A 21,995-nucleotide genomic window follows, 5' to 3' on the forward strand; every position below is an offset into this window, starting at 1 on the left:
TTCCCGCCCTGTACCCGCTGCTCAGGATGAGCCCCCAGCCCGATTCGGCCTTCATCTCCGCTTTCAGATCGGCAGCGATCCCGCGGTCCGGAGAGATCGTACCTTTGAGGGAGAGGGACCCGTTCCCGGCCGCGGCCGCGACGGTGAAACTCGCCTTCCCGAACTCCCCCGTCTCGGGGAGGTAGGGAAGGGAGAACGATGCGCTTTTCCCCTCCCCTTTCCACGCCCCGGAGATGATCAGTTTGGTTGCGGTCGCCCGGTTCAGGTCGTAGTCAAGTCGGAGGGAGAACGGGGGAAACGAGGTTGTTATCCGCATCGGGTCGAACCGCGACCCGGCAAGATCGAGCCCCCCGGCAACGGCGAGTCCGGTTCCCCCGAGCGACCACGTCAGGTGATCCGTCGTCTCCACCCGATCGAACTCGAACGGACTCGATCCGTGCACCAGGCGGTAGGTGTAGGAGAGCTTCAGCCCCGGGGCGGAGAGGTCGGCGGCGAGGGTCCCGCTCTCTCTCCCCTCCCCCGTGGCGTAACGGGAGAGATCGATCCCGATCCGGGGGGAGAGGGAGAAGATCGAAAACCGCAGTGGCGCTGCAGGCTTTCCACTCACGCTAGTTTCGATTTTCATCGCCTCCGCCGACGCATCGCCCCGCCACTCCTTGTACCAGCCGGCGGAGAGCCGCGCCCCGACGGAGAGCGGCCCAAGCTGGATATCCCCGCGAGAGAGGTCGAGCTCAGGGAGGCGCTCCACGGTGCGCGTCGTCCCGTCTACCTCCGTCGTCTTACGGGAGGCGGCGAGGGAGAGGTCCCACTCCCCGAGCGCCTGGGTGAACGCGGCGGAGAAACTCAGGCTTGTCGTCTTCCCCACCGCCTTGTAGCTGACGCTCCCCGCTGCCTCCCCTCCACCGGGGAGGGAGAGGCGGGGGGCGAGGGAGACCTCAGTCACTGAATCCCCGACCTTGGCCGGGAAGAAGTAGACCCGTGCCCTCCCGGACAGGCCGGCGAGGGCGTAGTGGACGACCGCCCCCAACCCGATCTCTTGAAACCGGCTGAAGTAGTCGAACAGGATCGCCCCGTAGTTTTCCCGATCGAAGTAGAACGGGAGATTCCACTTGAGAAAAAATCCGTGCAGCGCGCTCTCCCCGACCGCCGGGAAGAGGGGGCTCTCCAGTGTCTCCTTGAGCGGCTGCACGTATACCGGGAGCCAGAATACCCGCGTTCCAAACGTCCGCACGGACAGGTTGAACGCTACGATCAGCCGGTTCGGGTAGAGGATCAGTCTTCCCGTCTCGATCGAGTACGGTTGCGCTCGCAGCAGCCCCCCACAGCAGTCGCAGGTGGACAGTTCCCCATCAGTGATCTCGATCTCGTCCACCTCCCCGTTCGCATCGAACGCAATCCTCCCCTCCTTCCCCCGGTAGATCAGGAGGTGTTCCTCCCCCTTGGAGTTCTTGAACTTGCTTTTCCCCTGAAACGAACCCGCGCTCGCCTCCCCGGTGGTGAGCCCACCTCCGTCCGGGACCAGCCGAGCGGAGACCTCATCCCCGGTCAGTTCCAACCCGTCTCCGACCCGGAGGGATACCGCACCGGTCGCGGACATGCTCCAGCTCCCATCCTCCTCCCGATCGAGCCGAACCCGGTCGGCGGAGAGGGCCGTCTTCTCGTAGGAGAGGTGCACGTTACCGTTGGCTTCCACGTGCGCCTCGTCGGACGAGATGAAGAGCCGGTCGCAGTCGATCGCCACCGGTGGCGTCGCCCCGAACGCGGTCCCGGCAAGGAGGAAGACGAACAGGAACGGGAGGAACCGGCGGACCCACCGCCGCGCGTTCCCGGAGTGGAGACGGTCGAGGCGGAGAAAGAGGAAGATCCCGATGACCCCGAAGGCGAGGTCCGGGATCCACGCCGCGAGCGCGGGAGAGATGATCCCCCGTCTTCCCAGGGTTTGGGTCCAGAGGAGGGTCCCCTGGAACCCACCGACGAGGAGGAACCCGATTACGATTCCCACTGCCCGGCTCCGCCACGCAAACAGGAGGCTCGTCGCCCCGCCGAACAGGACGAAGACCACGGCGGCGAGCGGAATCGCCAGCTTGAGGTTGCACTCGACGATGAGCTCATCGGCGGAGAGCCCGCTCCGCCGCAGGAGCGCGATCCTCTCCCGCAGCTCGTTTATCCCCATCTCCGCCGGGGTGCGGGACGAGACGAGCGCCCCGATCCCCGCGCTCCCCACCGCGATGCGGAAGTGATCGAACTTGCCGGTGTAGATCAGTACTCCGTCGGAATCGTATCCGTAGACACGGCCGTCCTTGAGGTCCCACGCTTCTTTGTCCCACTTCCCCTCCCGGGCGGTGAGGATCGTCACCGCGGCGTTCGCCGTGGGGAACAGTTTTCTCTGGGTATCGTAGATCAGGACCTCGTGCAGCGTTCGGTCGGACTCGTCGTAGCGGCGAACGTAGAAGAACTCCCCTTCCGGCCCGCGGAAGAACGTGTTGGCGCGGATGTGCGGCGCCCCCTCCCGAAAGATGATCCCGCGCAGGGTAGCCTGGTACGCCCGCTCCGCCGGAGGGACGGCCCAGTTGTAGAGACCGAAGTCGCCGATCCCGAGGAAGAGGGCGGCGATCACGAGCGGGAGAAGGATCCGCCGCAGCGGGATCCCGCTCGCCTCCAGGGCCATGATCTCCCGGTCGTGCACGAGCCGCCCCAATCCGAGGAAGGTGGCGAACAGGCCGCTCACCGGGAGGGCGAGGACGAGCATCGTCGGGGTCTTGAGGACGAGGAGGCGAAGCATGACGGAAAACCCGACCCCGCGGTCGACCAACAGCCCGGATAAGGACAGAATCAAATTGAGGAGGATGAACAAGAACAACCCCCCGACGGATACGAGGAACGGGCCGATCATCTCCCTGAGGATGTAGCGGTCGAACCGACGCATGATCATGAAATGATGATACCGAAAAATCCGTGGGCATGGCCAATCTTTCCGATTGACCACGCTCATCCCGCCGGGTATAGTGGAGGCATGGGAAAGAAGGCCTACATCGAGACCTGGGGCTGTCAGATGAACGTGCATCAGTCGGAGCGGATCGCGGGTCTGCTCGCACGAGCGGGGTACGAGCCGACCGACGACATCTCCACCGCTGATCTAATCGTGTTCAACACGTGCGCCGTCCGCCAGAAGGCGGAAGAGAAGGTGTACGGACGGATCGGTGAGGTGATGGAGCAGAAGCGGACCCGTCCGGTCCTGTTCGGGTTCGGTGGTTGCATCGGGCAGGTTCGCGGCGAGGCCCTGTTGCGCCGGTTCCCGGCGATCGATTTCCTGTTCGGGACGAGCGACCTGAACGCCCTCCCCGACCTCGTGGCTCGTGCCGCCGCCGGGGCCCGGGTCGTCCACCTCCCGCCGCCGCGGGGGACGGAGGAGCTCCCGGTGCGGCGGGCGAGCCGGGTGACGGCGATGGTGACGATCTCCGAGGGCTGTTCGAACGGCTGTTCCTACTGCATCGTCCCGCGCGCCCGCGGTCCGCTGCGCAGCCGCCCACCGGAATACGTCCTGCGCGAGGTGGAGGAAGCACTCGCTGCGGGATACAAGGAGGTGCTCCTCCTCGGGCAGAACGTCGATTCCTACGGGCGGGACCGCCCGGAGTACGGGGACTTCGCCGCTCTCCTCGAGCAGGTGGCGCGGCTGGGGGTCCCGCGGATCAGGTTCACCAGCTCCCACCCCCGCGATATGACCACCCGGGTCCTGGAGGCGGTCGCTGCCCACCGGAACGTGTGCAATCACATCCACCTCGCCGTCCAGTCGGGGAGCGATCGGATCCTGCGGGAGATGAACCGCGGCTACACCGCGGGCGAGTTCCTCGACATAGTCAAGCGGGCACGGGAGCTGATCCCCGGGATCAACGTCACCACCGACATCATCGTCGGCTACCCCGGCGAGACGGAGGCCGACTTCCGCGCCACGATCGAGTTGATCGAGGAAGCCCGGTTCGGGACGATCTTCGTCGCCAAGTACTCCCCCCGCCCCGGGACGCGCAGCTCCCGCCTCCCGGATGACGTCCCCCCGGAGGTGAAGGAGGCCCGATTGCAAGAGGTCCTCGCCCTATCCCGGCGGATCGGGCTCGAGATCAACCAACGGTTCATCGGTCGGACGGTCGAGGTCCTCATCGAGGGGAGGAACAGAAACGGCGATCCGTACGGGAGGACAGACGATCACCGCACCGTCGTCCTCCCCGGCGCCACAGTGGAGGCAGGCGAGTTCGCGGTGGTTCGCATCACCAGGGCAACGAGCGCCGGTCTCCACGGTGAGCCGGCCGTGCCGCTGGAAGTGAAGGGGGAAGGATGATCATCACCGTAACGCTCAACCCGGCGATCGACAAGATCTACTGGGTCGACCGCCTCCGCATCGAGGAGGAGGCGCAGGAGGAGTTCCTCACCCGCGCCGTCCGCAGCCAGACCTCGGCCGGGGGGAAGGGGATAAACATCTCGATCTTCCTCGCCCGACTCGGGGTGGAGAACGTGGCGATGGGGTTCGTGGGCGGACATACCGGCCACGTGGTGGTGCGCGACCTGCGCGACGAGGGGGTGACCACCAACTTCGTCTGGGTGGAGGGGGAGACGCGGACGAACGTCACCATCCTCGAACGCGGCCGCGAGTTCATCCCGATAATGGTGAGCGAGGAAGGCCAGGCGGTATCCCCAGTGGAGATGGAACGGTTCATGCGCCGCTACAAGCGGATCGTCCGGCGCGCGGACTGGGTGATCCTCGCCGGGAGCCTCCCTCCCGGGGTGGAACCGGACACCTATCGCGTCCTTGCCGCCCAGGCGCAGGCGGCGGGGGCAAAGGTGGCGGTGATGGCCGGCGGGACTCCCCTGGCCCGCGTCCTTGCCGCCGGACCGGACATCGTCAAGCCGGACACCCGCGAGCACCTGGTACTGGAGAACACACACCTTTCCACGCGGGAGCGGATCATCGCCGTGGGGAGGAAGGTGGTCGAACATGGGGTGGGAATGGTGGTCATCTCCCACGAGGTGGTAGGGGACCTGGTGATCACCAAGGACGGGGGTTGGGATATCGAATCCCGCGTTCCCGCGACCCGGTTCAAGAACCTCGTCGGGGCGGACGACGCCCTCATCGGCGGGATCGTCTACAAGCTTCACTCCGGCGCCCCACTCGAGGAGGCGCTCCGGTTCGGGATGGCGGCGGGGATCGCCAGCGCGGAGTCGGAGGAGAAGCTGTGTAATGACGTGGATGAGATCTCCCACGAGATGGAGCGGATCACCCTGACGCCGCTAGGAGGGAAAGATGCGGGTGAGTGAGATCATGACCAAGGACTTGACGGCGGTGGAGAAGGACATCTCCGTGCGGGAGCTGATATTCATCCTCAACTCCGCCGACATATCAGTGATGCCGATTGTGGACGATGACGGAGTCCTGATCGGAATAATCTCCGAGAAGGACCTGATCAAGGCGGCCCTCCCCGGCTACTTTGAAATGCTCCACAGCACCTCGTTCATCCCGGACTTGAACCAATTCTCCACCAAGCTTGCCAAGATCGCGCGCGACCCGATCGAACGGTACATGAAGCGTGATGTGGTGTCGATCGCGGTCGACGACGACGACCTCCAGGCGGCCGATCTCCTCATCCGCAAGAACCTGCGCAGCCTCCCGGTGATCGATAAGGAAGGGAGGCTCGCCGGGGTGGTGCGCCGGATCGACCTCCTTCGCAACCTCCTGTAGTAGGATGTCCGTCCCGTGGGAAGCCATCGGCCTGTCCCGGTTCTGTGCCGTCGACGGGGAGATGCGGGTCTGCGTCGAAGGTGGTGAACCCCGGCCGGAGCGCGACTGTACTGACACTCCGCTCGTCTCTTATGCTGATACCGACGGTATCTCACTCGGGCTCCTCGCCCGGGTCCTCCTCCCGACCCTCTCCGACCACTCCCTGAGCGGGCTCTGCTCCTACTTTCGGGTAACGAACCGAAAGGGAGAGCGGATCGTCGCGCTCCTTGCCGGGTTGATCGAAGAGGGGATGACGGTCTCCCCCCGTCTCCTCGCCCTCCTCAGCCGCCTCCTCCCCGGGCCGACCGGGGACCTCCTCTCGGCCCTCGTCCCCCATGCCTCCACTTCGGAGGAGCGTCCCCCGGCAGAGCCCACTCTTGACCAAGGGAAGGAATCGCCCGCGCCCGTCGTCACGGTGGAGGATGCCCTCTCCCCCACCGGCCCGGTCGGACAGGGGATGGCCGCGTTCGAGGACCGCCCTGGTCAGCTCGAGATGGCCCGGCTGGTGGAGGAGACGTTCTCCACCGGCGGGAAGCTCCTGGTCGAGGCCGGCCCCGGAACAGGAAAGACGTTCGCCTACCTCGTTCCCGCTCTCATCTACCTGCGCGATCATCCCGGGACACGGATCGTGGTCTCCACGCGCACCAAGCAGTTACAGGAGCAGGTGTACGAGAAGGATATCCCGTTCTTGATTCCGCGGATCGCCCCGGGAGTGAAGGCGGCCCTGCTCAAGGGGCGGGAGAACTACGCCTGCCTGCGCCAGTGGGAGCGGGTCCTCCCCGAGGTGATGGATGGGCTGGACCGCGACCTCCTCATCCCCCTCGCCTACTTCGCCGGGTGGCTGTTCCGGACCGAGACCGGCGACATCGAGGAGAACCGTGCCTTCCTCTCCGCCCCCCGCGGGTGGGAGCTCTGGCCCCGCCTCGCCGACAGCCCGCATCGCTGCTCCGGGCCGATCTGTCCGTTCTATGATGACTGCTTCTCCTTCGCCGCCCGGCGCCGCGCCCGCGCCGCCGGGTTGGTGGTGGTGAACCATTCCCTCCTCCTCGCCGATCTCGCGGCCGATGGGGGGATCCTCGGACCGTACGACTACTTGATCGTGGACGAGGCCCACTCGCTGGAAGGGACGGCGCGGGATGCGTTCACCGTTCGCCTCTCCGCTGCGACCCTCGATCGGTTCCTGGGGGAGGTGCACCGCCGCCGTGGGGGGTGGACGGGCCGGGTTCCGCTTCCGCCTGATGATCCGCGAATCTCCTCCCTGCGCGAGCTGGTGGGGACGCTCCGGAGCGCCAATCTCCGCCTGTTCACCCGCCTCGGAGACCTTCTTCCTTCAGAACAGCGCGGGCCCACCCCTGCTCTCGACCTCGGCACGGAGGCAACGCGGATCGTCAACCTCCTCGCCCGCCTGCGGGCAGAGATCGAGGGACTGGGTGAGGTGCTCGAGGACGACGCACCCGACCTCGCCCGGGAGGCGGAGCGCCTCTCCGTCGGGGCAGACGAGATCGCCGGGGTGTACTCCACCCTGTTCTCCCCGCCGCAGGAGGGATACGTCCACTGGTACGAACGCAGAGGGGACGGAGTCTTCCTCCATTCCACCCCGCTCGCCGTCGATCGGATCCTTGCTGAGGCACTGTATCCCCGCGCGAAGGGGATCGTCCTCACCTCCGCCACCCTCACCACCGATTCCGGGTTCTCCTACATCAGGCAGGCGTTGGGCCTCGCCGCTGCCGGAGAGCGAGTGCGTGAGGCGGTAGTGGCAAGCCCGTTCTCCTACCAGGAAGGGATGCGCATCTACCTTCCCCGGTTCCTCCCCCCGGTGAACGGAGACGGGGAGGAGTACGCGGGTGCTCTGTCCGAGCTGATCACCGCTCTTGCCCCGCTCGAGCGGAAGGTCCTCGTCCTGTTCACCTCCTATCGACTCCTCAACGCGGTCCATGCCCGCCTTTCCGGGACGATCCTCGCCCAGGGGATCGACGGCCCGCGTGGGAAGCTGCTCGAGCAGTTCAAGGGAACCAAGGGTGGAGCCGTCCTCCTCGGCACCGACTCATTCTGGGAGGGGGTTGACCTCCCGGGGGAGGACCTTGAGGTCCTCGTCATCACCCGCCTTCCGTTTCCCGTTCCCACCGATCCCGTCTTCTCTGCGCTCTGTTCTCGCTTCGAAGCGGAGGGACACGACCCGTTCCTGGAGCTATCCATCCCCCAGGCGGTCCTCCGGCTGCGACAGGGGGTGGGACGGCTGATCCGTACCCGGGCCGATCGCGGCGCGGTGATCATCACCGACCGTCGCATCCTGGAGCGCGGATACGGGGCGCGGTTCCGCGCCTCCCTCCCGGTGGAGCACATCTCCCCTCCCACTCTGGAGGCGCTCGTGCGCGACCTCGACGACTGGCTCGCACGCGGGGAGAGGTGACGGTATTGACATTTGTTCGATCCCCGTAGAGAATAGGAGTTGCTCGAAGCGAGGACGGTGAGGTGGATGGAGGAGCAGGAGTACAAGGAGCAGTGGAAGGCGGTCCTGGACGCGATCGATGATCGGATCCTGCGCGCCTGCCTCCCCAAGAATCCGGAAGCGGTGAGCCTCGGTGCTGACGAGATCAGGATCGCGGTCGACTCCGAGTTCAAGAAGGAGTACTGCCTGCGCAAGCGCGACAAGCTCGCCGCCGCGGTCGCCCGTGTCCTCGGGCCGCGGAAGGTGATGATCGGAGAGCCCCCGCTGGTGGAAAGGGCACGCCAGGCCGCACCGCCGCATGTCGGGACGAACGCCCGCATCGCCGTGCTCGGGATCGGGGACGGCGGGGTGAACGCGATCGATCGGATGAGGGCCGAGCGGCTGGGCGGGGTGCGCTTGATCGCAGTCGACACCGATAAACAGGTCCTTGGGATCTCCCGCGCCGATGAGACCCTGCAGCTCGGGATGGACATCACCGGCGGCCGCGGGACGGGCGGAGACGAGGAGAAGGGGAGGAAAGCGGCGGAGGAGTCGCGGTGGGAGATCGCATCGCTCCTCAAGGGGACCGATCTCGTGTTCATCACCGCCGGGCTCGGCGGTGGGACCGGAACCGGAGCCGCGCCGGTGATCGCCGAGATAGCGCGGGAGTCCGGCGCACTTACGATCGCGGTCGTGACGCGGCCGTTCTCGTTCGAGGGAAGCGTGCGACAGGCGCGGGCCGAGGCGGGGTTGAAGCGATTACGGAACGCTGCCGATGTGCTGATCGCCATCTCCAACGACCGCCTGTTGGAGACGGGAGCGAAGGGATTGGCGATGACCAAGGCGTTTGAGCTCGCCGATGGAATCCTCCACCAGGGGGTGCGGGGGATCTCCGATCTCGTCACGGTGCGCGGGTTGGTCAACCTCGACTTCGCCGATATCCGCAACATCCTCGCCGGAGCAGGGGAAGCGATGATGGGAATGGGGGAGGCGAGCGGGGAGGGGCGTGCCCTTGCCGCTGCCAAGCTCGCAAGCACCAACCCCCTCCTCGAGGGAGGGTCGATCCGCGGCGCGCGGCGGATAATCATGAACGTCACCGCGGGGACCGACCTCACCCTGAACGAGGTGACGTCCGCCGCCGACCTGATCCGGCGGGTCGCTGCCACCGAGTGCGATCTCGTCTTCGGTGCGGTGATCGACGACTCCCTCTCCGAGAGGGTGAAGATCACCGTCATCGCCGCCGACTTCCAACCCCCGCAGGAGGTGGAGAAGAAGCTCCACCCCCAGCGCCGCGTCCGAATCAAGCCGGACGAGAACCTCGACCTCCCCACCTTCCTCCGCCGCAACCGGGAAGCAAAAGAAGGGAATGAGGGGCTAGAGGAGTGAACGATCCAGAATTCTATCGGCGGCTGATCGACGCTTCTCCGGTAGGGATCGCATTCGTCCGTGCCGGGAAGCTGGAGTTCATCAACCGTGCCGGAAAGGAGATCCTCGGAGAACCGCGCTCGGTGGAGGAGATCGGCGATCTGGACTCCCTCACCTCTGAGCATGATTGGCAACTGATCCGCTCCGCCGCGGGCAGGCTGTGGGCACGCCGGAGCGATTTTGGGGAGGGCACCCTCCTCCTGTTTCGCCTCCCTGGAGAGGAGCTGCGTGCCCCGGGGATGGGGGATCTCCGCCACGAGATCCTGGTGGAACGGCTCGCCGACGTGGTCTTCGTCATCGATCTCAATGGGAAGTTCGTCTTCCTCAACCAGGGATTCACCCGAGCGACCGGGTGGAAGCGGGAGGATTGGATCGGGCGCCATTTCACCGAGATCGTTGCCCCCGAGTACCGCGATCTCACGCGGGAGCGGTTCCACGCTGGCCCTCCTCCCGACGGGATCTCCCAGTATGCAATTGAGATCCTTACCGCCGATGGAGGAAGGCTCCCGGTAGAGCTGCGCGTCACGTCCCTCCGCGATCAGGGAGGGAGAGAGATCGGAAGGATCGGGACGGCGCGGGACGTAAGCGAGCGACGCCGGTTCGAGGAGGAGCTCCGACGGCGCAACGAGGCCCTGGATCTGATCCTGAACACGATGGGGGAGGGTGTGGTCGTCCTCGATGCGCAGCACCGGATGGTGAACATGAACCGGAAGGCACGCGAACTGTTCGGGTATTCCCTCCCCGAGATCGTCGGGAAGGACTTCACCTTCTGGACCCCGCCGGACGAGGTGGATGAACTCCGCCGCCATCTGAAGGATAGAGAGAAGGGAAAGGACGAGACGTACATCGTCCGGTTCATCCGTAAGGGAGGGGATGAATTCTACGCCCAGGTGACCGCGGTTCCGATCCGCGGGGCAAACGGGGAGTTTCAGGGATCGATCGGCTGCTTGCGTGACGTCACCCGTGAGGTCGAGCTCTCCCGCCAGGTGGACGGACTGAGTGAGCTCAACCGACGGCTCCTCGAGATCGCCGACGTGTGGATCAACGTCGTCGACGCAGACGGGAACGTCCTCCTCTGGAACAGGGAGGCGGAGCGGATAAGCGGCTACTCACGGGATGAAGTGATGAACAACCCCGAGATCCAGGAGTGGCTGTACCCGGATCCCGCGTACCGAGCGGCGATAGTGCAAGAGCTTGCCAAAACGGAGGGTGATCAGCCGCACCGGTTCGAACGGGTGATCAGGACGAAGTCCGGGGAGGAACGGGTGCTCACCGGGGTATGGCGTCCGGTCCGCCTCGCCGACGGACGCGATGGATGGCTTATCGTCGGGCACGATGTCACCGCGGAGCGGGCGCGGGAGGAGCGGCTGCGGAAGTATGCCGCCGAAGTGGAACAGCTGAGCCAGTCCAGGACACGATTGTTCTCCATGGCGGCGCATGAGTTGCGCACTCCGCTTACGGTGGTGCGAGGGTTCATCGACCTCGTCCAGCATGCAGGCGGTCTATCCGAGCAGCAGGCGCGCTGGCTTGCGCGGGCGCGGGAGGAGACGGATCGGTTGGGCCACCTCGTGACCCAACTCCTCGAGGTCTCCCACCTCGAACAGGGTGAGGAGCGCCTCTATCCCTGCTCGATCCAGCTCGCGCCGATTGTGAAGAAGGTGATCCGCGAGTTGACCCCCCTCCTCGCCGACCGCGGGCAATCGATCGACTACACCCCGGGATCCCCGTCGATCTCCGTCTACGTTGACCCCCATGCGCTGGAGAGAATCATGCGCAACCTCCTCGAAAACGCGATTCACTACACCCCTCCTTCGGGACGGGTGACGGTCACCGCAGCGGTGGAGGATCAAACGGTGCGGGTCGATGTAACCGATGAGGGGGTGGGGATTGCCCCGGATGAACTCCAGGCGGTGTTCACCGAGTTCTACCGGACCGATGCCGGGAAGCGGATGAAGCGGGACGGGAGCGGGATCGGGCTTGCTATCGTGCGTCGGCTGGTGGAACAGTCCGGAGGGCGGGTATGGGCGACGAGCCCGGGCGAGGGGAAGGGGAGCACATTCTCGTTCACCCTCCCCCGTGGGAAGGAGAGAGCATGAAGATACTGATCATCGAGGACGAACCAGGGATCGTGGAGGTCCTCTCCGGGTTCCTCGCCGCGGATGGGCACGAGATCATCGCCGCCGACACCGGCGAGGCAGGGTTGGAGCGGTTCGCCGCTGACAACCCGGACTTGGTCCTGCTCGACGTCATGCTCCCCGGGATCGACGGGTGGGAGGTCCTCCGCCGGATCAGGGAGGAGAGCGACCGCCCTGTGATCCTGATCACCGCCCTCGGGCGCACGGACGATCGGGTCAAGGGCCTGTCGCTCGGAGCGGATGACTTCATCGGCAAACCGTTCGCCTGGGAGGAGGTCCGCGCCCGGATCGGCGCGGTGATGCGGCGCTACCGCCCCGTTCCCCCGCCGTTCGAGATCCACGACGAGGCGAAGGAGGTGCTGGTAGGGGGGCGAACGGTGCAACTCTCCCGCAAGGAGTACCGCCTCCTCTCCCTGTTGGCATCCGCGCCGGGGCGGGTGTTCTCCCACAAGGAGATCATCTCCCGGCTGTGGCGGCCCGATGCGCATGCCACCGCCCAGGACGTGCAGAAGTACATCTACCTCCTGCGCCGGAAGCTGGAGGACGATCCGTCCAACCCGAAGCTGATCATCACCGTGCGCGGGTTCGGCTACCGCCTCGCTAATCCCCGCCGGTGACGCCGATCTCCCGGCGGTAGGCCCCGATGGCCCCGTCGTCATCGATCACCACAAGCTCGACGGTGTAGGTCCCGGAGGCCGTGTAGACGTGCACCGGAGCGGACGGGTCACCCTCCCCGCAGCCGCCCGGGGCTCCGGGGCAGGTCGTTCCGTCGCCGAAGTCCCACGCTACATGCACGATCTCCCGTTGGGGCCCGGGTCGTGCGATGTATTGGTAAATTGAACCGGTTCCCCGACAGCGACGGCGTCAGGGGCATCGAACCGGGCGATCGGAGCCGCGTTCACCACGGTTATCTCCCTCGTGATCGGGGCGGACGCGGTCCCGTCATCGTCGGTGACGATCAGGGTGACGCGGTAGGTACCGTCGTCCGGGTAGGAGTGGGCGGGGTTCTGTTCCGTTGAGGACGTCCCATCGCCGAAGTCCCACCGCCACCCGGTCACCTTCCCGTCTGGATCGGTCGATGAATCGGAGAATTGCACCGCCTCTGCGTCGGTCGGGGACGAGGGCGACCAGGTGAACCCAGCGGTCGGGGCCCGGTTCAGCACGGTGATCGTGACCGGCGGAGAGACCGCGCTCGCGCCGGCAGCGTCCGTCACCCGCACCGTCACCGGGTAGGAGCCGTCGTCCGGGTAGGAGTGGGTCGCGGTCGGGAAATCGGTCCGGACGTCGTAACTCCCGTCCCCATCGAAGTCCCATTCGTAGCAGGATAGCTTGTGTGTTTCCGGGACATCGTGGGAACCTGCGGCGGTGAATTCGATCGGCTCGCCGGTCATGACCCGATCCTTCCCTTTCACCTCGATCGCGGCCACGGGGGGATGGTTCTTGACCACGATCTTCGCCGCGGTCTGCGCTTGTGCCCCGTTGTCGTCGGTCACGGTGAGGGACACGGCATAACTCCCCGCCTCCTGGTAGCTGTGAGACGGGTTCTGCTCGGTCGAGCTCGATCCATCCCCGAAGTCCCATTCCCACGCTGTGATCTTCCCGTCCGGATCGGTGGAGCAGTCGGAGAACGCGACCGAGTCCGTCTCAAGCGGGGAGAAATTCGACACCTTGAACGATGCAACCGGCGGGGCGTTGACATGGAGCGGAAGGGTTGTCGGGAGGGACCGTTTCGTCCCATCGGGATCGGAATCAGCCACCACCAGGGTAACGGTGTAATCCCCGGCTTCGGGGTAGGTGTGGGTTGTGATCGGCTGGCTGGTCACCAGGTCGATCATCCCGTCGCTTGTGAAATCCCACTCGTAATTGAGGTCGGTCCCGTCCGGGTCGAACGACGCGGTGGCGTCGAACGTCACGACCGCGCCGGCGTCCGGGATGGACGGGGTGAACTTGAACGCGGCGCTTGGGTAGCGGCCGTGGATGACGATGGGTCTTGTCTGTACCGCCCTCTCCCCCTGGTCGTCGATCACCGTATGGGTCACCACGTACACTCCCCCGCTGGAGTAGGTGTGAGAGGCGGTCTGCCCTCTTCCCGTCGCGCCGTCCCCGAACGCCCACGTCCAGTCCAACAGGCTCCCCTCCACGACCAACGATTCGTCGGAGAAGGTTATCGGATCCCCGCTCTGCATGATCCGCTTCCCGTCGGGAGGAAGCACACTGAAGTCGACGAGCACTGTGCGGGGCTTGACCACGGGCACGGTCCTTTCCACCTGCGTGACCGCCCCGGCGTTGTCCTTCATGGTGAGGGAGACGGTATATACCCCGACCTCGCGGTAGGTATGAGATGCAGTCTGTCCAGCTCCGGTATCACCGTCACCGAAGTCCCAGGCGAATGAGATGATCGTTCCATTCGGGTCGTAAGCATTGGTAGCATCGAACAGGACCGGCTCGTCCGGATGGGCAGGAGACGGCGAAAACGTGAATTCCCCCTGCGGGGGCAGATTGGAGGCCGAGTTCCTCGCCCGCGGCGTTCCCCCCGGAGCCTGGGAGGTGGCCCAATCCTCCGGGACGGTCGGGTCGATTCGCTCCATCGTCGCGCACGGCGGGGATCCGAGCCGGTTCGTCCCCGCCGGCCACCCGGTCCGTTCCCGGTTGGCGGTATCGACGATGTTTCCGACCGGATCGACCAAATAGAGCGCCTCCCCGGAGTCGCGCAGGGCGCCGGAATAGATTTGGTCAGCCTTCACTCCCGGGACCGCCGCGTCGCTCCCCCGCTCGAGGAGGAAATACCCGTTTCCCGCGATTGTTCCGTGCAAGCTGATGTCAGGAGCTCCGTCGGAGGAATAGAGCCGCCACCCGTCGAGGTCGATGGGCTGTTCGTCCGGATTGTAGAGCTCGATCCACTCCCCGGTCGGATCATCCGGCCTTCCTCCCCACCCGACCTCGTTTATCACCGGGGCACCACCAGCGAGGGAGAACCAGGCCCCCAGCAATACCAATCCAACGAACAACGTCCACGCGCGCATCTTCTCCTCCTTTGCACGGGAAAGATCAACTTTAGGATATCACGCGATCCCGCATCGGCCAACTCTCGTGCGCGGTTACCGGGGGAATCTCGTTCGCCTCAGCGGTGTTCATCGCGGCTGCCTCGCCCGTCGATCGTCCACGGCTTTCAGTGCACAACACGTACAAAATCCGTTTAGGACATGCACGTTTGTATCGTCAAGACGGTGAAACTTTGTTCACCCACGCGGGTATATAGAGCGAAAAGATGAATGTACCTCCTTGCCAGAGCGAAGAAGCCACTTCTCTCACCCGGAAGCAGGGCCCTGATCAGGGTCCTGCTTCCTACTTGATCAGGCTGCCATGAGGGACCGAGCATTAATCTCTTATCATTCAGTCGATTGCACCCCGCGGCGGTCGACGCGCGGGGAACGAGAGGGGAGCGAAGTCGGCTCGATCACTTCTATCCCGGCATCGTCCAGCAATCCGATTAGCTTATCCAGATCGACGAACGCGCCGATCTTGGCATAGACCACCGTCCCGTCACCATCGACGAACACCGTAAACGGGAACGCGATCACCCGCCGCTTATCGCGGGGCCGCGGTGGTTGGTAAGATCCGGCGACGATGCGCCCGTCGTCATATAGGACGGGGAAAGTGAGCCCGTCGTTCTCTACCAACTGGCGTGCCTCCTCCGGGGTGGTCCCGGAACAGACGGTGAGCAGACTTACCTGATCGCCGTATCGCTCGTAGAACTCCTCAAACAGAGGAAGCTCATGCACGCACACCCCGCACCAGGTGGTCCAGAAGTTTATGATCATCGGTTTTCCTGAATTCCCATCGAAGACGAACTCATTCCCGGCCAGATCAGGGAGGGCAAATTCCGGTGCATGCGCGCCCACGATCGGGAAATCGTTCATCGACGCCAATCCAAACTGGGTGGCGATAACGATGGTAATAAGCGAAAAAACGAGCGATACCTGCGCCATGGAAACCATCCCCGTCTTCAGCGAGAAGGGTCTGCTCCTCTCCAATTTAGGGGATGTTCAGCAATGGGTAGTTGTCCTGATCTCCCTTGCTTCGAATGACGTAGGGAGCATCACCGATCCCGTTTTCATCGGCATCGATCCCGCGGTAGTCGGACCAGTAGTTCCCTTGGCCGTTGTAATCCCAGTCGTTCACCGCTACGCTGTGGGCGTTATGCACGTTGTCGATGAACGCATTGCTGTAGATCAGGTTCCCCTCGGCCCCCAGGTCGAGGTACACTCCCATGTAGTTGGCGGAGATGGTGTTTCCGATCAGGTCGTTCCCGTTCGACCCGTCGAGCCAGATCGCGGTGTCGTTCTTGGTGACGGTGCACTGGATGATTTGATTGTCGTGTGAGAAGTAGAAATGGATCCCGTCGCCGTTGCTCTCGATCGTACAGGAGCTGATCTTGTTGTGCGCGGAGAAGTTAAGACTGATCCCGATCCAGTTTCCAGTAAGATGGCTGTCAGTGATCACCCCGTTTTTTACGTAACTCAAGGAGATTCCAGCCTTCCCTGCCCCGCTGATCTCCACATTCCGAATTATGAAATAACGGGTGGTGCGATGGATTCGGATCCCATAATCGTTGTAACCGGCATCGATCCTCCACCCTTCGATCACGTACGGATCATCCACCGTCCCGCTCCCGGAGACGACCCCGTTTTCCACCGTGAACTGATAATCCCCCTCGATCACGATCGGGGAATGATCGACCAGGGCCCCAGCCCCGAAGCCGATGGACCAAAACATCCCGACTAAGACGATAAATCCAGCTGCAATAACGCACTTCCTCATGTCTCTATCACCCCTTAACGAACTCGGTTGCGCTTCATCTATCATACCAGTTTACACCCACGTTGTGAAGGGCACGAGTTGTCTCATACAAGATGAGCATGAAGAAAGTCGGCTTTTTTATGCGAGAAGAGCAAGCCGGATGATAGCGTGAGATTACGATGGTGGCGGAGGGGGCGGGATTCGAACCCGCGGAGCCTTGCGGCTCGCCGGTTTTCAAGACCGGTGGTTTAGTCCGCTCGCCCACCCCTCCGATCCGATTATACCCGATCGAAAACCGCTTTCTCGATCGTCCCGCCGCCGAGGAGGTGATCCCCGCTGTACAACGCCACGATCTGCCCGGGAGTGATCGCCCGCTGCGGCTCATCGAAATAGACGGCGAATCGTCCCGCGGCGATCAGCCGGAACGTACACGCGGCGGGAGGGGAGCGGTAGCGGATCTTGGCGGTGAGCTTCGCCCCGTCCTCCGGGGGGATGCCGGAGATGAAGTTCGCCTCGTTCGCGATCAGACCGGGCGCGTACAGGGCCTCCTCCGGCCCGACGATGAGCGCGTTTCTTTCCGGATCGATCCCGACGACGTAAAGCGGGGCGGAGGAAGCGATTCCGAGTCCGCGGCGCTGGCCGATCGTGTAGCGAAAGAGCCCGTTGTGCTCGCCGAGAACCCGTCCGTTAACGTCGATGATCGGGCCGGGGGCGCGGTCCCGATCCGGGAAGAGGAAGTCGAACCCTCCGTCCACCGCGAAGCACAGGTCCTGGCTTTCGGGAAGCTGGGCGGCGCGGAGGCGGTGGGCCCGCGCGAGCGCGATGACCTCGGCTTTCCTCATTCCGCCGACCGGGAAGCGGAGCCGGCTCAGGTCACGCGCGGTCAGGCCGTAGAGGAAGTAAGACTGATCCTTCTCCAGCTCGATCCCGCGGTGGAGCTCCGGCGATCCGTCTTCCCCGTGCACGATCCGCGCGTGGTGCCCGGTGGCGACGAGGTCGAACCCGTGGTCATGCGCGTAGCGAAACGCGAGGGGGAAGCGGAGGTGTCGGTTGCAGCGGCCGCACGGGTTGGGGGTCTCACCGCGGCGATAGCGCGCGACGAAATCACGCACGACCTCCTCGTAGAACGCGTCGCTCGCGTCGATCGTCCGGTGCGGGATCCCGAGCTCCTGCGCCGCGAGCGCAGCCGAGTCAAGTGAGCAGCACTTGGTCTTACCGTGGTAGTCCGGGGCACCGGGGAACGACCAGAGCCAGAACGTCAACCCCTCGACCTCGTAACCGGCTGACTTGAGGAGGAAGGCGGCGACGGTGCTGTCGACACCGCCGCTCATCAACACGAGTACCCTCTCCTTCACCCCGTCGGCTCGCCCTCCTTGGGGACGACGCAGATGAACTCGAGGGGCTCATCACCAGCGTTCACGAACTGATGGGCTTCGTTCGGCGGGACGAACGCAAAATCCCCCGCGGCCACGGGGATCTCCTCCATGCCGGATTTGATCAGGCACTTCCCCTGCACGATGAATACCTCGTGCTCCCAGGGGTGGGTGTGGTACGGGGTCATCCCGCCTTTTCCCAAGGTGAACAAGCGCATCACGTAGTTGCGTGCCCCCTGGGCCGGGCCGATCAGCACCCGTTTTTTCACGTGAAATACGGTCTTCCCGTCGTGCAGGTCACGCGGGGGAACGTCCGCGCTCCTTCCGGTGATGATCATTCGCACCTCCTCTAAAGTTTCGCCACGATCAGCGGGACGAGCATCTCGTCGCGCGTCAGCCCGCCGTGCATCCCCTTCAACTTGATCGCGTCCTTGTACGGATGAAGGATCGCTGCCGGACCGGTGGAGACGACGATCAGGTCACCGATTCGGTCACGCACTGCCTCCCGCACCGGCCCGACCCCGAACAGACCGCTCGCCAATGCGGTATCGGAGTCGATCACCACAAGCCCGTCTTCGAGGTGCTCTTCAAACGCGGCCATAACCCGTTTGCGCGTTCCCTCGCGCAGGTAGAGGTAGGAGGCGCGCGGCTCCCCGAGCGGGGGGAGGAGGAGGGCGTGCTCAAGCTCAGGAATGGCGGTAAGATCGTGATAATCGGATTCCCGCATCGGGACAAACCCGTGATCGGCGCTGATGATAAGAAGCGTATTCTCGACTTGTCCGATGAGCTCGCGCTCGATCGCCGCATCGATCGCCCGCAGCTCGGCGGTGAACTCGTCGGTCCACGGACCGTAGGTGTGAGCGATCCCGTCCGGTGCTCCCCAGTACAGACTGAGAAACGTCTTCCCCTGTGTCCGCATCAGGATCCGACGCGCGCTTACGAGCATGTCGGACAGGGTCACCGTCCCGTGCACCTTCTCCTTCCCGTCGTAGATGATCGACGAAAGCCCGCTCCCGGATATGTGCTTCCCGATGAGGATGTGCGACTCGACCCCGGCCCGGCGCAGGCGGGAGTACAGGGTGGAAACCCCAAGAAACGTCTTGGGATCGATCCCTTCATCCAAAGCGGAGTCCCCCTTCCCGCTCCCGAGCACGGACATGCGGATCATGTTGGTGATCGTCGATGTCTCCCGCAGGTAGAGGCGGTATCCGACCATCCCGTGCTCCTGCGGGGTGAGACCGGTGCTGTAGGTAGTGAGGGCGCTCACCGTGGTCGGGGGGAAGACCGACGTGATCGGAAGCATCGCACCGGAATCGATCAGCCGGTGGAGGGCGAGCTCGGGATGGGCGGCGAGGATCCTTTCCAAGTGGTCGTACCCGACCCCGTCGAGAACAAGGAGAACGACCTTCTCGATCCCATCCGGGATGACGTGTTCCACCGCCGCGTGCAGCGCGGCAGCGCGGGGATCTGGTGCTCCGAATGCCGTGCTGATCAGGCCGGGGATGGCGGCGATCGAGTAGCCGTCGTAGTCCGGGAGGACAGCGTCAGCGGGGATATCGAAGAAAATCGGTTTCTTTTCTGTATTTTTCATACCCCTATTATAGCCTCCCAGGGAAAGACGGCTACTCCTGCGGGAGCGGAGCGTGGCGGGCAATGAACTCGGGGAGCTCGTACAGGCTTCGTATATCACCGTCCGCACCGGAGCGGTCGAGCAGGATCGGGACGAGCCCAGCCGCGCGGGCCGCGGTGACATCATCCGGTTGGTCGCCGACGTAGTACCCGCGGTCAGCCCCGAGCTCCTTCATCATTCGCTGGAGCTGGTGCGGGGCGGGCTTGACGAAGTCGAGTCCGTCCCAGTCGTGCCCTCTCCCGATCCACAGGCGGAACAGCCGGTCGAGGGAGAACTTGTCCACCACCAGATCGACAATCTCCTGCGGGGAGTTGCTCACGATCGCCAGCGGGTACTCCCGCGCCAGTTCCTCCAGTACTGCGACATCGGGGAACAGGGTCACCCGCCCCGACTCGATTGCAGCGAGCTTGCCGGCGAGGTAGTTGCGTTCACGCTGCGCCCACAGGGTCTTGACGTCCGGGATCCCGAACTCGGCACAGAACTCTTCCCCCTCACGGCGCAGGTTCGAGATGTAGAGGCGCTTGGCGTTCTCCTCGGTCTCCGGAATTCCGAAGTCACGCAGTGTCCGCATGAACGCCTCGACAATCCACCCTCCTGGGGAGAAATCGTCCGAGTCGAGGAGGACCCCGTCCATGTCGAATCCGATCACCGTCTTGTTCACTCCGATACCGTCCTTTCCAGTTTGAGGCCGTGGGAGACGAGCCGGGCGATGAACTCCTGGTGCGGAACGCATTCCTCCTGTGGGAGGACACCGCGGGCGGTGATCTCCCCTGCTCCGAGCATGTACGCGATCTCGGCGATTGGGAACCCGGTGGTCCGCATCATCGCCGAAAGACCGGTTCGCGGGTCGTACAGGTCGACCATCTCGTACCCCACGGCGCGCTCCCCCCGGCGGGCGGTCACCCGCAGTAGCACCACGTCCGGTTCGTCGAACGAGAGCTTTTCCTGAAAGAGGCGGACCGCAAGGGCCCGCGGGACGACCTCCACTCCGTCGATCTCGCGGGGTTCACGATCGAAGAACCCAAGGTCGGCGATCGCCTTCACCTTCGCCAGGTGACCGGGATAGCGGATCGTCTTGTAGTCAAGATCCTTGACTCGGCCGCGCATCGTCAGCGGAAGGGTGGAGCTTCCTCCGGCGGTATGGAACGCCTCCAGGCGTTCATACGGCGGAGGGAACGATATCTCTTCCAGCCCGGTGAGGGAAGGGACGGTGGCAGGCTCACCATTGTGGAGGATCGTCGCTTCTTCCATGTACTCGTTTATCAGGCCGTAGGGAGAGAAGACGATCTGGTAGTCGAGCGGGGGACGTGGGTGCTGTGGGAGCCCGCCGACGCGGATTCGTACGCTGTCCGCCATTCCACCTAGCGCCTCGACCGCGGCGGCGGCAAGGACGTTCACCAGCCCGGGTGCAAGCCCGCAGTCAGGGATCAGCGTCACCCCTGCTTGCTTCGCCTGGTCGTCGAGTCCGAATTCCTCGGCCACGATCTTTGGGTTTCCCCCGAGGTCGCAAAAATTGACCCGCGCCTCGACCGCCGCCTGCGCAAGGGTAAAGTTGAAGAAGTACGGGACCGCGCTCACCGCGACGGCACAGCCATTCATTGCCTCGCGAGCAGCGCGGGGGGCACTCACGTCGAGCCGCATCGCAGTAGCACGGCGGTCGGCAAGCCACTCAACGAGCGCCTCAGCACGCTTCCTCTCCCGATCGGCGATGATTAGCGCAGTTACCTCCTCGTGCTGGAGAAGATCGTAGGCGATAGCTCTGCCCATCCTCCCCGCTCCGAGCAGCAAAATTCGCATATTCCACTCTCCATCGATTGATATTCCGGATTCTACCATCCTCCCCGCTCCGATCAAGAAGCGCGCTTTCGGGGCAATCGAGGCCAACCGGCGGAGACATCCGCGGCGAGACGGCGGGAAAGCGCAAGCTGGTGCAGCCTCCTGTAGACTGACCTGCTAGCGCTGGAACATCAGGGCGGCCTTGGAGTTATGGGAGGAGGTGAACACGACCGCCGCGGTCCGGGTACCGGTGGAGACGGTGGCGTACAGGTCGTAGATCTTTATCTCCTCCCGCGCCAACGCCTCCGCCACCTTCGCCAGGAAGCCGACCCGCTCGGGGAGCTCGAGGACTACTACCTCCCGCTCGTCCACGAAGAAGCCGGCCCGGCGGAGCGCGTCGCGGGCGTAGGTCTGGGCATTCGTGATCAACCGCAGGGTTGCCTCCTCCCCCGCAACGCGCAGGTTGACGGCGAGGATGTTCACTCCCATGTCATAGAACAGGCGCGATACCTCCCCGATCAACTCGACCCGGTTCTCCGTATGGATTACAAGCTCCCGCTCCAGCCGTGCGTTCGTCATCTTCCACCCCTAGCGGTTGCGAACACATCAAACTATACTGCACGAACCTCAACCACCACGGTTATTTGGGAAGGAGGAAATG

General features: G+C 64.3%; 18 protein-coding genes and 1 tRNA gene. 7 read left to right on the forward strand and 12 right to left on the reverse strand.

The genetic code is table 11. The features are described 5' to 3' along the window. Window positions 1-2,932: LptF/LptG family permease (locus J7J55_08085; GenBank protein ID MCD6142653.1), on the reverse strand; the 2,932-nt coding region annotated here is incomplete at its 3' end. An 81-nt stretch (window positions 2,933-3,013) separates the two neighbouring features. Here J7J55_08085 and miaB point away from each other — a divergent pair. The 7 genes from miaB to J7J55_08120 all read left to right on the forward strand — a co-directional run bounded on the left by miaB (window position 3,014) and on the right by J7J55_08120 (window position 12,372). Beyond that, window positions 3,014-4,333, forward strand: coding sequence for a tRNA (N6-isopentenyl adenosine(37)-C2)-methylthiotransferase MiaB (gene miaB / locus J7J55_08090; protein MCD6142654.1), 1,320 nt, complete (start codon window positions 3,014-3,016; stop codon window positions 4,331-4,333). Beyond that, window positions 4,330-5,307 (forward strand): 1-phosphofructokinase family hexose kinase, encoded by a 978-nt coding sequence (locus tag J7J55_08095; protein ID MCD6142655.1) that lies wholly within the window; start codon window positions 4,330-4,332, stop codon window positions 5,305-5,307. The genes miaB and J7J55_08095 overlap by 4 nt, the downstream gene beginning before the upstream one ends. Then, window positions 5,294-5,728, forward strand: coding sequence for a CBS domain-containing protein (locus J7J55_08100; protein MCD6142656.1), 435 nt, complete (start codon window positions 5,294-5,296; stop codon window positions 5,726-5,728). Before J7J55_08095 ends, J7J55_08100 begins: the two co-directional genes overlap by 14 nt. A 4-nt stretch (window positions 5,729-5,732) precedes the next feature. Next, window positions 5,733-8,177, forward strand: a complete 2,445-nt coding sequence (locus tag J7J55_08105) for a DEAD/DEAH box helicase (protein MCD6142657.1) — start codon at window positions 5,733-5,735, stop codon at window positions 8,175-8,177. 285 nt (window positions 8,178-8,462) lie between these two features. Next, entirely contained in the window at window positions 8,463-9,581 is a 1,119-nt protein-coding gene (gene ftsZ / locus J7J55_08110) for a cell division protein FtsZ (GenBank protein ID MCD6142658.1), read from the forward strand. Beyond that, window positions 9,578-11,716, forward strand: coding sequence for a PAS domain S-box protein (locus tag J7J55_08115; GenBank protein ID MCD6142659.1), 2,139 nt, complete (start codon window positions 9,578-9,580; stop codon window positions 11,714-11,716). Before ftsZ ends, J7J55_08115 begins: the two co-directional genes overlap by 4 nt. After that, window positions 11,713-12,372, forward strand: a complete 660-nt coding sequence (locus J7J55_08120; GenBank protein ID MCD6142660.1) for a response regulator transcription factor — start codon at window positions 11,713-11,715, stop codon at window positions 12,370-12,372. The genes J7J55_08115 and J7J55_08120 overlap by 4 nt, the downstream gene beginning before the upstream one ends. Here the strand turns inward: J7J55_08120 and J7J55_08125 are convergent. The 11 genes from J7J55_08125 to J7J55_08175 form a co-directional block, all read right to left on the reverse strand. Continuing rightward, window positions 12,356-12,592: a PKD domain-containing protein gene (locus J7J55_08125; GenBank protein ID MCD6142661.1), complete on the reverse strand. Its 237-nt coding sequence runs from the start codon at window positions 12,590-12,592 to the stop codon at window positions 12,356-12,358. The genes J7J55_08120 and J7J55_08125 overlap by 17 nt on opposite strands. After that, window positions 12,541-14,778, reverse strand: a complete 2,238-nt coding sequence (locus tag J7J55_08130) for a PKD domain-containing protein (protein ID MCD6142662.1) — start codon at window positions 14,776-14,778, stop codon at window positions 12,541-12,543. Before J7J55_08130 ends, J7J55_08125 begins: the two co-directional genes overlap by 52 nt. Before the next feature lie 366 nt (window positions 14,779-15,144). Beyond that, a complete protein-coding gene (locus tag J7J55_08135; protein ID MCD6142663.1) occupies window positions 15,145-15,744 on the reverse strand; it encodes a TlpA family protein disulfide reductase in 600 nt (199 codons plus the stop codon). Window positions 15,745-15,790: 46 nt separating this feature from the next. Further along, complete coding sequence (locus J7J55_08140; GenBank protein ID MCD6142664.1) at window positions 15,791-16,576, reverse strand: right-handed parallel beta-helix repeat-containing protein; 786 nt, start codon at window positions 16,574-16,576, stop codon at window positions 15,791-15,793. A 162-nt stretch (window positions 16,577-16,738) separates the two neighbouring features. Further along, window positions 16,739-16,826: transfer RNA gene (locus J7J55_08145), tRNA-Ser, on the reverse strand. Between the two features lie 7 nt (window positions 16,827-16,833). Then, window positions 16,834-17,910 (reverse strand): tRNA 2-thiouridine(34) synthase MnmA, encoded by a 1,077-nt coding sequence (gene mnmA, locus J7J55_08150; GenBank protein ID MCD6142665.1) that lies wholly within the window; start codon window positions 17,908-17,910, stop codon window positions 16,834-16,836. Then, entirely contained in the window at window positions 17,907-18,266 is a 360-nt protein-coding gene (locus J7J55_08155; protein ID MCD6142666.1) for a cupin domain-containing protein, read from the reverse strand. Before J7J55_08155 ends, mnmA begins: the two co-directional genes overlap by 4 nt. An 11-nt stretch (window positions 18,267-18,277) precedes the next feature. Next, a complete protein-coding gene (locus J7J55_08160; protein ID MCD6142667.1) occupies window positions 18,278-19,519 on the reverse strand; it encodes an alkaline phosphatase family protein in 1,242 nt (413 codons plus the stop codon). Between the two features lie 31 nt (window positions 19,520-19,550). Beyond that, window positions 19,551-20,219 carry an HAD family hydrolase gene (locus J7J55_08165; GenBank protein ID MCD6142668.1) on the reverse strand — a complete coding sequence of 223 codons (669 nt, stop codon included), beginning with the start codon at window positions 20,217-20,219 and terminating at the stop codon, window positions 19,551-19,553. Then, window positions 20,216-21,325, reverse strand: a complete 1,110-nt coding sequence (locus tag J7J55_08170; GenBank protein MCD6142669.1) for a saccharopine dehydrogenase NADP-binding domain-containing protein — start codon at window positions 21,323-21,325, stop codon at window positions 20,216-20,218. The genes J7J55_08165 and J7J55_08170 overlap by 4 nt, the downstream gene beginning before the upstream one ends. A 186-nt stretch (window positions 21,326-21,511) precedes the next feature. Further along, window positions 21,512-21,913: a hypothetical protein gene (locus tag J7J55_08175; GenBank protein ID MCD6142670.1), complete on the reverse strand. Its 402-nt coding sequence runs from the start codon at window positions 21,911-21,913 to the stop codon at window positions 21,512-21,514. Between the last annotated feature and the right edge of the window lie 82 nt (window positions 21,914-21,995).

The organism is Candidatus Bipolaricaulota bacterium (assembly GCA_021159055.1).
Classification (GTDB): Bacteria; Bipolaricaulota; Bipolaricaulia; order UBA7950; family UBA9294; genus S016-54.